Source organism: Rathayibacter rubneri (assembly GCF_023743255.1).
Classification (GTDB): domain Bacteria; phylum Actinomycetota; class Actinomycetes; order Actinomycetales; family Microbacteriaceae; genus Rathayibacter; species Rathayibacter rubneri.
This window is the reverse complement of the sequence record NZ_JAMRYM010000043.1, coordinates 1-13,610: the sequence shown is the minus strand read 5'-3', so window position 1 is coordinate 13,610 and position 13,610 is coordinate 1. Positions and strand designations below refer to the sequence as shown.

Genomic DNA, 13,610 nt, shown 5'->3' with positions numbered 1-13,610 from the left:
GGTCGTCGATCGGTCGGGAGCGGTCGTCCGGACGGTGCGCGAGGGGCCGTTCGTGACGGACGGCGGGCGGCAGGCAGCCGTTCGCGACGGAGGACGGGGTGAGCTCGGCGGTCCGCGAGCGCGGCTCCGGCCCCGCCCGGGGGACGCGACTCCGGAACCGCGCCGTCAGCCCGTGAACACCGTGGACGAGCGGCGCTCGTACCAGTGGGCGAGGTGCTCGCCGGCGCGCAGCACGTGCTCGCGCATGATGCCGGCCGCGCGGTCGTGGTCGCCGGCGACGAAGGCGTCGACGATCTCCTCGTGCTCGCGGAAGTTCTCCTCGCGGTGGCGCGAGTTCTCGCGCAGGACGAGGCCCGAGACGTTGCGCGGGAACGCGTCGTTGATCTCGACGAGCATCCGGCCGAGGCGGGTGTTGCCCGACGCCTGGTAGATCAGCCCGTGGAACTGGTCGTTGGCGCTGCCGTCGCGCTCGGTCGCGGTGCCGGCCGCGACCGCCAGCGAGCGCTCGTACATCGCGGCGTTGACGGAGCGCAGCTCGGCGATGGTCGCGTCGTCCAGCCGGTCGACGGCGCGGCGGGCGGCGAGGGACTCGAGCTCCGCGCGGACCTCGTACGCCTCGCGGACCTCCCACGGCACGGGGACCCGGACGACGGCTCCGCGGTTGGGGACGACCTCGATCAGCCCGCCGGTCTGCAGCTGGCGCAGCGCTTCGCGCACGGGGGTCCGGCTGATGCCGAACTGCGAGGCGAGATCGGCCTGGCGCAGCGGGGCGCCGATGGGGATCTCGCCGGACATGATCTTGGCGCGGATGCGGGCCGCGAGATCGTCCACGAGTGCGTTGTCGCCCTGGGTGGTCACGTCGTGATCCCCTCTGATCGGACGGCCGCGAACTCGGCCGGGATCCAATCATGGCATCGGATGGATCCCTTCTTCGAGCCGCCGACAGCACCGGCACCCCTCGATGACGCGGCTCGTTGACCGGATGGATCCGTAGCACCTACGATTGGATCCAATCAGGAGCGACGTGCTCCTCTCGACCACGAGCAGGAGGCCGGTGTGACCGCACTGCTCGTCGTCGTGCTGCTCACGGCGCTCGCATCCCTCGCGCTGGGCGTCGCCGGTCGTCGGAGGATCGGCCGCACCTGGCTCGCCGCCGAAGCGGCGATGGTCGCGGCGATGCTCGACGTGCACGTGCCCGCCCTCCACCTCGTCCCTGCTCCGCTCTGGTCGCTCCTGCTGGCCGGATGCGCGGTGATCGCGGCCCTCGTCGACCGGATCCGCCGGAGCCGCGGCACGGCCCGTCGCCACTCCGCCGACGCCCTGCACGGCGTCGGCATGCTGCTCGCGGCGGGGCTCGTGCTGCTGTCGGCGGTGCCCGCCGCCTCGCCGCACGCGCATGCCCACTCCTCCCTCGCCCTGCCGCTCGCTCTCGGGGTGGCCGCCTACTCGGTCGTCGCCGCGCGCACCGCCCTCGCCGACCGGACCGACCGCCTCGACACCGCCCGCCGCCTCGCCTCCCTCGCCGGGATCGTCGCGATGGGCGCGATGTCCGTCGCGTGACCCCGCCCGCCACCACGACCGCACCCCCCGCAGAAGGACACGCCGCATGATCATCGACGCCTACAACACCACCCAGGACCGCCGCGGTCGCAGCGACTACCTCAGCGGAGTCCGCCCCGGCGAGCAGCCCCCGGCCTACACGCCCTTCGACCCCAAGCGCATCCTCGACCGGATGGACGCCGCGGGCGTGAACCGGGCGATGGTCTGCTCGCTCGCCCAGGGCATCGAGAACGACTTCCTGATCGACCTCGTCGCCGCCCACCCCGACCGGCTCTTCGGCTTCGGCCAGGTGATGCCGCAGGGGGAGAACGCGGTCGACGAGATCCGGCGCTTCGCCGCCGCGGGCCTCGTCGGACTGAAGCTGCACCCGAGCCTGCACGGCTACCACGTGGCCGATCACGGTCTGCTCGATCCGCTCTTCGCGGTCTGCGAGGAGCTCGGACTGCCCGTGCTCATCAACGCCCTCGACGACGCGTTCTGCGCGCCGTTCGCCATCGAGGAGATCGCGAAGGGCTTCCCGGGAGTGCCGACGATCATCGCCCACATGGGAGCCGTCTGGAACGTCCCCGAGGCGATCATCGTCGCCGAGCGCAACCCGCACATCTACCTCGAGACGTCGGCGACGCTGATGTCGGATGTGAAGCGCGCCTACGCGCGGCTGGGCGCCGAGAAGATCCTGCTGGGCTCGGAGTGGCCGGGCAGCGATTTCGACCTCGAGCGGATGAAGATCGCCAAGGCGATCCCGGACGAGGCCGACCGCGCACTGGTCGAGGGCGGCAACATGGCGCGGATCCTGGGCTGGTCGTGAGCGCCGACCGGCCGGTCCTCGACGGGCCGCCCGAGGCGATGGGCGAGGGCGACCGCGAGCTGCTGGCCATCGCGTCGGGGCTGCTCGACAGGCTCTACGCTGAGCGGATCCACGAGGTGGCGGCCGCCCTGCGCCTCGCGGACGGCCGCGTGGTCACAGGCCTGCACGTCGAGGCCGGCGCGGGGCGCGCCTCCGTCTGCGCCGAGTCGGCGGCCCTGAGCGCCGCGGTCGTCGCCGGGTCGCCGGTCGTCTCGATCGTGGGCGTGCTGCAGCGGCCCGGAGGGACCAGGCACCTGATCGAGCCGTGCGGCGTGTGCGCCGAGCTGCTCGGCGACCACGCAGCCGGGGCGCGGGTCTGGGTGGCCGTCGACGACGCCTTCGCGCCGGTGCCGGTCGCCGAGCTGCTGCCGTTCCGTCGCCGGCGGGCTGCGCGACCCGTCTGAGCCGGAGCGCCTCGAGGAGGCTCCTCCACATTCCGAGCAGTCCGAGGTTTTACCTCGGTGAAACAGTGCCGACCCGCGCCGGAACGCTCCGGATCCCAGAATGGCCGGGCGGAACGAGGGCGGTCACCACCCCGTTCCGCCGGAGTCGCGGGGGCACCTCACCCGACTCCGCGCACCACCGGAAGGATCCACCCGCATGCTCGCCGTCTCCGGCACCCCCGTCCTCGTCGTCGTCGACATCCAAGGCGGTGCCGCCTCGACGGCGCCGACGCCCGGCATCCCCGTGATGAGCGGGAGGCAGGAGCGGGTGCCGCGTGTGCGCGACCTGATCGCCCACTGCCGCAGCAGCGGCGTGCCGGTGGTCTTCATCCAGGAGGTGCACAAGCGCGATCTGGTCGACATCGGTCGAGAGCTCGACGGGGCCGAGGGGCCGCACTGCCTCGAGGGCGACCCCGCGACGGAGCTGGCCTCGTGGCTCGAGCCGCGGCCCGAGGAGTTCGTGATCCGCAAGCGCCGCTACTCCGCCTTCTTCGGCACGGAGCTCGAGATCGTGCTCAAGGCCTACCGCGCCGGCACGCTGCTGCTGGTCGGCGGCCTCACCGATGTCTGCATCCACTACACGGCGGCCGATGCGCACCAGCACGACTACGCGGTGCGGGTGCTCACCGACTGCGTGGCGGGCTCGAGCGAGCGGGCGCACGGCGCCGCTCTCGAGGCGATCGAGTACCTGCAGCGCGATGCGCTGGTGACGGCCGCCGACGTGCACGACTGGCTCGACGGCCGTGGCTGAGGCGCGGATCCTGATCGGCCGCATCCGCACGATGGATCCGGAGCGCCCGGTCGCCGAGGCGCTCCTGGTCGTCGGCGAGCGGATCGCAGCGGTCGGCTCCGTCGACGAGGTCCGGGCGGCCGCTCCGGCCGGCGCGCGCGAGGAGGTGCTCGAGGGCGTGCTCCTCCCGGGCTTCATCGACGCGCACTCCCACGCCCAGCGAGCCGGGCTGAAGGCGCTGCAGCTCCTCGAGGAGGGGGCCGACGCGGCCGCGTTCTCGGCGGCGATGCTGGCCGACGCGGACGCCGATCCCGACGCTCCCGACTGGCTCGGCGGCACTGCGCCGATCGGCGGGGGTCGGCGCAGTGCCGCCGATCGGCGCGCGGCGCTGCTGCGCGTGCAGCCGCTCCTGCACGCGATGGGGATCACCGGAGTGATCGATCCCGCCGTCACGCTCGACGAGCTGGCCGCCTACCGCGAGGCGCACCGCCGGGGCGAGCTGAGCCTGCGGGTGGTGGCGATGCCCTGGCCGCAGCTCGGGTCGGACGCCGTGCCCGGGGTCGACGAGGCGCTCGCGGTGCTCGCGGGGATCGACGGAGTCACGGGCGACGGCGACGACCGGCTGCGCCTCGGACCGATCAAGGTCTACTACGACGGCGAGGGCATGAAGGGGCAGGCGCTGCTCGAGGAGCCCTGGCCCGGCGGCGACCACGGCGTCCAGCGCCTGCCGACCGGGGAGTTCGCGCGCCTCGCCGCGGCCTGCGTCGCCGCGGGCTGGGGGTTGGGCGTGCACGCCGTGGGCAGCCGGGCGGTCGCCGAGGTGCTCGACGCGCTCGAGGCCGCCGCGCCCGCCGAGGTGCTCGAGCCGCTGCGCTGCCAGCTCATCCACGCGTACCTCGAGCCCTCCGCGGCGAGCCTCGGACGAGCCGCCCGACTCGGTGTCGTCGCGTCCCTGCAGCCCTCCATCGCCTGGAGCAACGCCGCCGGCCTCGCCCGGCGACTGGGCGAGCGGGTCGAGGAGGTCAATCCGATGCGGGCCTGGCGCGACTCGGGCGCGGTGATCGCGATGGGCTCCGACGCCCCGTACTTCCCGTTCGATCCGCGGGCGCTCGTCGCGATGGCGGCGGGCAGGCGGATGCGCGGCCTCGAGGGGCCCATGGGCGGCGCCCAGGCGCTCTCGGTGGTCGAGGCCGTGGAGGCCTGCACGCGCGGGGCTGCGCACGCCTCGTTCGCCGAGGGGAGCAGAGGCCTGCTCCGGCCCGGCCTCCTCGCCGACCTGGTCGAGCTGGACGTCGATCCGCTCTCGTGCACGCCGGACGAGTTCGGTGCCGCGCGGGTGCTGCGGACGGAGGTCGGCGGCGAGCTCGCGTACTCGTCTGCACGGCAGATGTAATCCAGACGAAACACAATTGGATGCGGTCGCGGCTACATTGGATCCAAGTTCAGGCGAGACGCGCTACTCGTCCTGCCTCGACCCCCGGCCGCCGGGCCCCGCCCGCAGCCCCTGATCCGCCCCGACGCACCACCCGAATCCCCTGGAGGACAGCACCATGGTCAGGAAGAGCATGCTCGGCGGTGTCGCGCTGGCGGCGATCGCGAGTCTCGCGCTCAGCGCCTGCGGGACCTCGAGCGCCGAGCCCGACGCCGACGCTCCCGCGCCCGACACGATCAACGCGGAGCTCTGGTACGCACCCGCCACCTTCGACCCCGCGAAGGCCTCGGCCGACGCCGACGTCACCGTCGCGCGACTCGGCTTCGACACCCTGCTCCGCCAGGGCGAGACCGAGGGCTACATCGGCGGTCTCGCCACCGAGTGGGAGTCGCTCTCGGCCTCCGACTACGTCTTCACCCTGCGCGACGACGCCACCTGCGCCGACGGCACCCCCATCACGCCGACCATCGTGGCCGACTCCTTCGAGTACCTCACGGGCCTCGAGGACGCGGGAGCCCAGACCTGGAAGAACCAGGCGTTCGGGTCCGGAGACGCGACCTTCACCGCGGACGACGCCGCCGGGACGCTCACCGTCGCGCTCAGCGAGCCCTACTCGCAGCTCCTGGGCGGCATGACCCGCCCGGGCACCGGCATCATCTGCCCCGCCGGCCTCGCCGACCCCGAGGGCCTCGCCGCGGGCACGGTCGACGGAGCCTGGTCCGGTCCGTACACGCTCTCCGACCTCTCGGCCGGAGTCAGCGCGAGCTACACGCTCCGCGACGACTACGACGCCTGGCCCGCCTGGGAGGAGGTCGAGGGCGTCCCCGCGACGACCATCAACCTCACCGTGCAGTCCGACTCGAACACGAGCGCGAACCTGCTCGAGTCCGGCGGTGTCGACCTCGCCCGCTTCTACGACTCCAACGCGCTGCGCTTCGAGAACGACGACGCGTACACCACGGTGACCTTCGCCAGCTCGGCCTACAACCTCGTCTTCAACGAGGCGGCCGGCTCCGGATCGGTCTTCGAGGGGAACCAGGAGCTGCGCGAGGCCGTCGCCCAGGCCATCGACACCGAGGGCTTCAACGCCGCCGGCCTCGACGGTCTCGGAGTGCCGCAGTACACGGTCAACGCGGCGTCCTACCGCTGCGCCCTCGACGACGAGTCGCTGGTGCAGGAGTACGACCCCGCCGCGGCGTCGTCCGCGCTGACCGGGCAGACCATCCGCCTGCTGATCATGTCGAACTGGGACCCGGCCGCCGACTTCCTCGCGGAGTCGCTGCGCGCCGCCGGAGCGACGGTCACGGTCTCGGCCCCCGACCCCGCCGACTGGACGAAGCAGATGCGCACCGAGCCCGGCACCTGGGACGTCGCGGTCGCGGCCGAGAACGCCGGCCCCGGTCTGATCCACACCTCGATCGCCCGCTACCTCGGCCCGACCTACGCCGAGGGCGGCACGAACGTGTCCTCGAGCGTCAATCCCGAGGGCGTGGCGCTCTACGACGCGGCCATGGCCGCGTCCGACCCCGACACGCAGTGCGAGAACCTGCTCGCGGCCCAGGAGACGATCCTCGAGCGCGTCGACATGACCCCGCTGATCACGGACACGCACCGCTACGTCGCCCGCTCCGGCTTCGCCACGTACGTGTTCTCGGGCTACTGGGACCCGTCGGCCATGCGCATCACGGCCTGATCCGACTCGGGACGCCCCGGCCGAGTGCCGGGGCGTCCCTCCGTCCCCCCGACCCACCGTCCGCCCCGCACGACGAGGAGACACAGCGATGAGCACCACGACCGCCGCGGCACCCGTGCCCGGCCCGGGCGACGTCGTCCGCGCCGCGAGCCTGACCGGAGCGTGGCGCCGGTTCCTCCTGCGCCGCGGGCTCGGTCTGCTGGTCAACCTCGCACTCCTCGTGCTGGTGACCTTCCTGATCGTCCAGCTGATCCCGGGCGATCCGGCGATCGCGATCGCCGGGGAGTCGGCCTCGCTCGCGCAGGTGGAGCTCGTGCGCACGCAGCTCGGCCTCGACCAGCCGGTGCTCGTGCAGCTGTGGACCTACCTCGTGCAGGTGGTGCAGGGCGACTTCGGCGACTCCTACCGGTACCGCATCCCCGCGATGGACCTGGTCATGACCGCCATGCCGTACACGCTGTCGATCACGCTGGCCGCGGTCCTGCTCCTGCTGATCCTGGGTCTCGCGCTCGGCACGGCGGTCGGAGTCGCCACCCGCGGCGACCGGCGCCGCTGGCTCGACGTGCTCTTCAGCACGGTGACCGGCCTCGTCTCCTCGATCCCCACCTACGTCCTCGCGACGGGCTTCGTCGTGGTCTTCGCGGTGCTGCTGAAGGTGCTCCCGCCCGCCTACTCGCCGGCCTACGGGTTCGGCACGGCCGCGATCCTCCCGATCGCCTCGCTGACCATCGGAGGGACCTGCTCGGTCGCGAGGATCGTGCGCCGCGAGACGGCCGTGATCCTCGAGCAGGACTACATGCGCACCGCCCGCGGCTGGCGTCTGCCGGCGCTCACGCTCTACGCGAAGCACATGCTGCCCAACCTGCTCACGACGGCCCTGACGCTCTCGGGCATCATCCTCACGGCCCTGCTGGGCTCCGCCCTGATCACCGAGGCGGTCTTCGCCTGGCCGGGACTGGGCGGCGTGATCGTGCAGGCGATCGCGATCGACAAGGACTACCCGGTGATCCGGGCGGCGGTCTTCGTCATCGGGCTGATCTCGCTCGTCATCACCCTCGTGATCGACATCGTCCTGGGTCTCATCGACCCGCGCACCCTCGGAGAGCAGCGTGGCTGAGTCCCTCCCCGCCGTCCGCGCCCTGACCGATCGGCCCCGCGCGTTCCGCTGGAACGCGGGCCTCGTCGTGGGCCTCTCGATCCTCGGCGTCATCGCCCTCACCGCGATCATCGCGCCGATCGCCCTGCAGGCCCAGGCCACCGGCCTCGGCGGCTCGCCCAGCCAGGGGTCCTCCGCCGATCATCCGCTCGGCACCGACACCCTCGGCCGCGACATGCTCGCCCGCACGCTGGTCGCGACGCGCTCGACGGTGCTGATGGCGCTCGCCGCGACCGTGCTGTCGGCCCTCGCGGGCATCGCCCTCGGGATCGGCGTGTGGCTCGCGCCGCGCCGCATCCGCGAGCTCGGGCTGCGGGCCATCGAGCTCGCCGTGAGCTACCCGACCATGCTCGTCGCGATCATCGTCGCCGCGATCCTCGGGCAGGGAGTGGTGCAGGTGGTGGTCGCGATCGCGGTCGCGAACGTCGCCGGATTCGCGCGGCTCACCGCCAACCTCGCGGCGAAGATCGCGTCGAGCGAGTACGTGACGACGGCGCGGCTGATGGGCGTGCCCGCGCACCTGATCGCGGTGCGCCACGTGCTGCCGAACATGTCCGAGCCGACGCTTATCCTCGTCGCCGGCGCCTTCTCGGGAGCGCTGGTCGAGATCTCCGGCCTCTCGTTCATCGGGCTCGGGGCCCAGACGCCGGCCTTCGACTGGGGCACTCTGCTCAACGACGGGCTCAGCCGCATCTCGGTGAACCCGGTCGTGATCCTCGGCCCGGCGATCGCGCTGACCCTCGCCTCCTTCGCCGCGCTGCTCGTCGGCGACGGCCTCGCCGCGGCCGCCAACCCGCGCTCGAACACCACCCGCGCCCGCATGGTGCGCGGCGAGGGCGAGAGCACCCTCGCCGTCGAGCACGACGCGGTGCTCGTGGCCGACGGCATCACCGTGAGGCACGGGGCCACCGGCCGGGAGCTGGTCTCCGACCTCTCCTTCACGATCCGCCGGGGCGAGGTCCTCGGCATCGTCGGCGAATCGGGGTCGGGCAAGTCGCTGACGGCGTCGGTCGTCGCCAAGCTCCTCGGCGAGGGCCTCGAGGCCTCCGCGCGCCGCCTGGAGCTGGGCGGCACCGACCTGCTGGGCCCCGTGCCCGACCGGGTGCTGGCCGCGAAGATCGGACTGATCTACCAGGACCCCGGGACCGCGCTGAACCCGGCCCTGGTGCTCGGCACCCAGCTCACCGACGTCCTCCGCATCCGCCTGCGGCGCACCCGCCGCGCGGCCCTCGATCTGCTGCTGCGCGGGTTCCGCTCCGTGCTGCTGTCCGACCCCGAGGGGCGGCTGCGGCAGTACCCGCACCAGCTCTCCGGAGGGATGAAGCAGCGCGCCATGATCGCCTCGGCGATGAGCGCGCACCCCGATCTGCTCATCGCCGACGAACCCACCACCGCGCTCGACGTGACCGTGCAGCGGGAGGTCCTGACCGTCCTCAAGAGGCTCAACGACGAGTCGGGCACCGCGGTGCTGTTCATCTCGCACGACCTCGGCGTCGTCCGGGCGCTGTGCGACCGCGTGCTCGTGATGAAGGACGGCCGGGTCGTCGAGCGCATCGACGACATCGCCCACCTCTCGGAGGACACCGTGACGCATCCGTACACCCGCCAGCTGCTCGCGGCGACCCCGGTCGTGCACGTCGTCGAGGCGCCGGCCGCTCCGGCCGCGGCGGCCGTCCCGACGTCCGAGGAGATGCGCCCGTGAGCGCGATGGTCGAGATCCACGGCCTGGACGTCTCGTTCGGCGCGACCCGCGTGCTGCACGGGATCGACCTGGTGCTCGAGCGCGGCCGCACGGTCGGCGTCGTCGGCGAGTCCGGCTCGGGCAAGTCGACGCTCGCGAAGGTCCTCGTCGGCTCGGTCAAGGCGGAGTCCGGCAGCGCGAGCATCGACGGCCTCGACGTCGTCGGGGCGAGCCGCTCGGCCCTGCACGCCTCGCGCCGGCGCACGCAGATGATCCCGCAGGATCCCTACTCGTCGCTCTCGCCGCGGCGCACCATCGCGCAGACGCTGGCCGAGGCGATCGACCCGGTCCGCCCGCGGGTCGCGCGCCACGAGGAGCTCATCGTCTCGTGGCTCGAGCGCGTCGGCCTCACCGCCGACATGCGCCACCGCTATCCGCACGAGTTCTCGGGCGGCCAGCGCCAACGCGTCGCCGTGGCGCGCGGACTGATCATCGACCCCGCCTTCGTGATCGCCGACGAGATCACCTCGGCGCTCGACGTCTCGGTGCAGGGCCAGATCCTCGATCTGCTCGCCGGCATCAAGGAGTCGCTCGGCCTCACGATGATGTTCATCTCGCACAACCTCGCCGTCGTCCAGCGGGTGAGCGACGAGATCGTCGTGCTCTACCGCGGGGAGGTGGTCGAGGCCGGAACGGTCGAGGCCGTCTACTCCGACCCGCAGCACTGGTACACCAGGCGGCTGCTCGACGCCGACCCGGGCTCGCCCGGATTCAGCCTGACGGGCTGACGGAGGACCGCCGTCCGCCCGTCCGCCGCCCGCACCCGTCCGCCGCCCGCACCCGTGCGCCCGCCCGCGCACCGACCGCACTCCGCAGAAGGAACCACCGCCATGACTGCTCGCCTGCCGCTGACCCCCCGCGCCGACGGCGTCCTCCGCCTCGTCGGCGCGACGCTGCTCGACGGGACGGGCGCCGCGCCGCTCGTCGACTCCGAGGTCGAGCTCCGCGACGGGGTGATCGTCTACGCCGGTCCGCGCCGGGCCCCGAGCGGTGCTCCCGTGCTCGATCTCGAGGGCGCGTTCCTCCTGCCGGGCTTCGTGGACGCCCATGTGCACCTCGCGATGGTGCCGGTGCCGCCGGCCGTCCAGCGCGAGCGGTTCCCCGAGGAGGACGTGCTCGAGATCGCGGGCCTGCTCCGCCGCACCCTCGACGCGGGAGTGACCACCGCGCGCGACCTCGACGGTCTCTCGCCGGGCTATCGGGAGGCCGTCGCGCGCGGCGCGGTCGGGGGCCCGCGCCTGCACCTCGCCCTGTCGATGCTGTCGCCGACCGGCGGCCACGCCGATCCGCAGCACCGCAACGGCAGCCTGCCGGCCTGGGCCGTGCGACCGGGCATGCCGCCGATCGGGGTCGTCGACACCGACGAGGACGTGATCCGGATGATCCGCACGCTCGTGCGCACCGGCGCGGACGTGATCAAGGTCGCGACCTCCGGAGGACTCGGCTCGCCGAACGACGACGCCCGCGACGTGGGGATCACCGAGGAGCAGGTGCGCCTGATCGCGCGCCTCCTCGACGAGCGCGGCGGGCGCCCGATCACCGCGCACGCCCTGAGCGACGGGGCGGCGCGGGCCGCGGTCCTCGGCGGGGCAGCGAGCATCGAGCACGGCTACGACCTCAGCGACGAGACGATCGCGCTGATGCTCGAGCACGGCACGGTGCTGGTGCCCACGCTCAGCATCCTGGTGCGCGAGTTCGACCCCGTGACGACCACGGCCGAGCGTCTCCGCCAGCGCGCGCTCCTGCGCGAGCAGGGCCTCGACTCGGTGCGGCGTGCAATCGCAGCGGGCGTGCCGGTCGCCCTCGGCACCGACGCGGGCGTGCATCCGCACGGCACCAACCTCGCCGAGCTGCAGCAGCTGGTCGCCGTCGGCCTCTCGCCGCTCGACGCGATCACCGCCGGCACCCTGGGTGGCGCGCGCCTGCTCGGGCTCGACGCGCACCTCGGCTCGGTGGAGGCGGGGAAGCTCGCGGACCTCGTCGTGACGACCGTGGATCCGCTGGAGGACGTCTCGGCGCTCGCCGATCCGGACGCGGTGCGCATGGTGCTGCAGTCGGGCCGCGTGGTGAAGGACCTGGACCGCCGCGCCTCGTCGTGAGCGCGGGGACCGTTCATGGTGGACAGGCGCGTGCGCACTCCTGCTGATCGAGTAGGCCGCGCAGCGGCCGTCTCGAGATCGGCCTGCGCGCACCCCCGCTGATCGAGTAGGTCGCGCAGCGGCCGTATCGAGATCCCGCGCCGGGCGTGCGCTTCTCGCTGCCGCGCGTCCGGCGGTGGTGGGTCTCGATACGCCCCTGCGGGGCTACTCGACCAGCGGAGAGAGGGGGACGCCTGCCGCGCAGTGGCGCTGATCCGTCGCGAACGGCTCCGCAGAGCCCCGCGCAGCGAGTATTGAAGACGGATGGGTGCGCGTCCCGCCCCTGCTGATCGAGTAGGCCGCGCAGCGGCCGTATCGAGATCCCGCCGGCGCCACCCCTGCTGATCGAGTAGGTCGCGCAGCGGCCGTATCGAGATCCGCCTCCGCCGGGCGTGCGCTTCCTCTGGCCGCGACTCCGGCGGTGGCGGGTCTCGATACGCCCCTGCGGGGCTACTCGACCAGCGGAGAGAGGGGCCCCCGCTGGGCTATTCGACCAGCGTGGCCCGCCCTCAGCGCGACGCGAGGTACGCGCGCCAGCCGCCGAAGCGCGTGATGTCCTCGGCGCCCTCGACGGCGATCGGCTCGACCAGGAACCCGCTCACCAGCGAGCCGTCTGCCAGCGTCACCTTCCCGATCGCCATCGGCTGCGGCAGCGCGGCGACGAACGAGCCGAACGCGGCGTCGTCCAGCCGCCACACCTCCACCTCGAGCGCCGAGCCGCCGGCGACGCGCACCACTCCGGGCTTCGGCGGGGTCGTCGCGAGGGCGACCAGGCGGTAGTCGGCGCTCGTCGTGGTGGTCGAGACGAGCTCGGCTCCGCGGTCCGTGAGCTGCGCGTTCAGCGGCTGGCCGGTCAGGTGGGCGCCGGCGACGGCGAGGAGGACGGTCATGAGCGGTTCCAGACGAGGTCGGCGAGCCGGTAGTCGGTGAAGGCGGGGCCGATCAGCTGCACGCCGAACGGCAGGGCGTCGACGACTCCGGCGGGGTAGGCCACGGCGGCCAGGTCGAGCAGGTTCGCGAAGTTGGTGAAGCGGCCCAGGCGCGAGTTCACGCCGATCGGATCCGCGGCCACGGCCGCCAGCGTCGGGTGCTCGACGGTCGTGGGCAGCAGCAGGGCGTCGATCCGCTCGAAGACCGCGTCGGAGACGACGCGGGCGCGGTCCAGGCGCTCCTGGTCCTGGAACAGCTTCCAGGCCGGAAGGTCCCGCGCCGCGCCGATGATGCGACCCACGGTCGGGTCGACCTCGTGGGGGTGCGCGTCGACGAAGGCGCCGACGGCCGCGTAGCGCTCGGCCACGAACGCGCCGTCGTAGAGCATGCGCGCGGTCTCGAGGAACACCTCGATGTCGAGCTCGACGACCTCGGCTCCCGTCGCGGCCCAGCGCGCGACCTCGGCGTCGAAGGCCTCCGCCCAGCCGGGGGCGAGCTCGCCGAGCTGCCCGGGCAGCGGCACGCCGATCCGGGGCGCGCTCTCGAGGAGCGGAGCGGCACCCGCCCGGCTGAGCGGATCCCGCGCATCCGGTCCCGCCATCACCTCCAGCGCCCGGCGCGCCACCGCGGGGTCCGCGGCCATCACCGTCACCACGTCGAGGCTGCGGCACGCGGGCACCACGCCCGCCGCGCTGACCCAGCCCTTCGTCGGCTTCAGCCCCACGAGTCCGTGGAACGCGGCCGGCACGCGCCCGGAGCCCGCCGTGTCGGTCCCGAGCGCGAAGTCCGCGGCGCCGAGGGCGACGGCGACCGCGGACCCCGACGACGAGCCTCCGGAGATGCGCGACTCGTCGACCGCGTGCCGCACCGCCCCATACGGGGAGCGGCTGCCGACGAGCCCGGTCGCGAACTGGTCGAGGTTGGTCGAGCCGAGCACCAC

13 protein-coding genes are annotated in these 13,610 nt (G+C 73.3%); 10 read left to right on the top strand and 3 right to left on the bottom strand.

The window, feature by feature from the left end:
• Positions 1–165 precede the first annotated feature (165 nt).
• Positions 166–858 (bottom strand): GntR family transcriptional regulator, encoded by a 693-nt coding sequence (locus NB037_RS11005; protein WP_207403693.1) that lies wholly within the window; start codon positions 856–858, stop codon positions 166–168.
• A gap of 198 nt (positions 859–1,056) precedes the next feature.
• On the opposite strand from NB037_RS11005, the gene NB037_RS11000 reads away from it, so the two are divergent.
• From NB037_RS11000 to NB037_RS10955, 10 genes are all read left to right on the top strand, one after another.
• On the top strand, positions 1,057–1,560 hold the full coding sequence (locus NB037_RS11000) for a hypothetical protein (protein ID WP_251945700.1): 504 nt from the start codon (positions 1,057–1,059) through the stop codon (positions 1,558–1,560).
• Positions 1,561–1,606: 46 nt separating this feature from the next.
• Complete coding sequence (locus NB037_RS10995) at positions 1,607–2,368, top strand: amidohydrolase family protein (RefSeq protein ID WP_251945698.1); 762 nt, start codon at positions 1,607–1,609, stop codon at positions 2,366–2,368.
• Entirely contained in the window at positions 2,365–2,811 is a 447-nt protein-coding gene (locus NB037_RS10990) for a cytidine/deoxycytidylate deaminase family protein (RefSeq protein WP_251945697.1), read from the top strand. The genes NB037_RS10995 and NB037_RS10990 overlap by 4 nt, the downstream gene beginning before the upstream one ends.
• Before the next feature lie 196 nt (positions 2,812–3,007).
• Entirely contained in the window at positions 3,008–3,601 is a 594-nt protein-coding gene (locus NB037_RS10985) for a cysteine hydrolase family protein (protein WP_251945696.1), read from the top strand.
• Positions 3,594–4,973, top strand: a complete 1,380-nt coding sequence (locus NB037_RS10980) for an amidohydrolase (RefSeq protein WP_251945695.1) — start codon at positions 3,594–3,596, stop codon at positions 4,971–4,973. Before NB037_RS10985 ends, NB037_RS10980 begins: the two co-directional genes overlap by 8 nt.
• Before the next feature lie 157 nt (positions 4,974–5,130).
• On the top strand, positions 5,131–6,705 hold the full coding sequence (locus NB037_RS10975) for an ABC transporter substrate-binding protein (RefSeq protein WP_251945694.1): 1,575 nt from the start codon (positions 5,131–5,133) through the stop codon (positions 6,703–6,705).
• An 88-nt stretch (positions 6,706–6,793) separates the two neighbouring features.
• A complete protein-coding gene (locus tag NB037_RS10970) occupies positions 6,794–7,822 on the top strand; it encodes an ABC transporter permease (RefSeq protein ID WP_251945693.1) in 1,029 nt (342 codons plus the stop codon).
• The gene (locus NB037_RS10965; protein WP_251945692.1) at positions 7,815–9,563 is read left to right on the top strand and encodes an ATP-binding cassette domain-containing protein; all 1,749 of its coding nucleotides are present in this window, start codon (positions 7,815–7,817) and stop codon (positions 9,561–9,563) included. The genes NB037_RS10970 and NB037_RS10965 overlap by 8 nt, the downstream gene beginning before the upstream one ends.
• A gap of 5 nt (positions 9,564–9,568) precedes the next feature.
• Positions 9,569–10,330: an ABC transporter ATP-binding protein gene (locus tag NB037_RS10960; RefSeq protein ID WP_251945716.1), complete on the top strand. Its 762-nt coding sequence runs from the start codon at positions 9,569–9,571 to the stop codon at positions 10,328–10,330.
• Between the two features lie 102 nt (positions 10,331–10,432).
• A complete protein-coding gene (locus tag NB037_RS10955) occupies positions 10,433–11,701 on the top strand; it encodes a metal-dependent hydrolase family protein (protein WP_251945691.1) in 1,269 nt (422 codons plus the stop codon).
• 548 nt (positions 11,702–12,249) lie between these two features.
• Here NB037_RS10955 and NB037_RS10950 read toward each other — a convergent pair.
• Positions 12,250–12,630 (bottom strand): allophanate hydrolase-related protein, encoded by a 381-nt coding sequence (locus tag NB037_RS10950; protein WP_251945690.1) that lies wholly within the window; start codon positions 12,628–12,630, stop codon positions 12,250–12,252.
• Positions 12,627–13,610: amidase family protein (locus NB037_RS10945; protein WP_251945689.1), on the bottom strand; the 984-nt coding region annotated here is incomplete at its 5' end. The genes NB037_RS10950 and NB037_RS10945, both read right to left, overlap by 4 nt.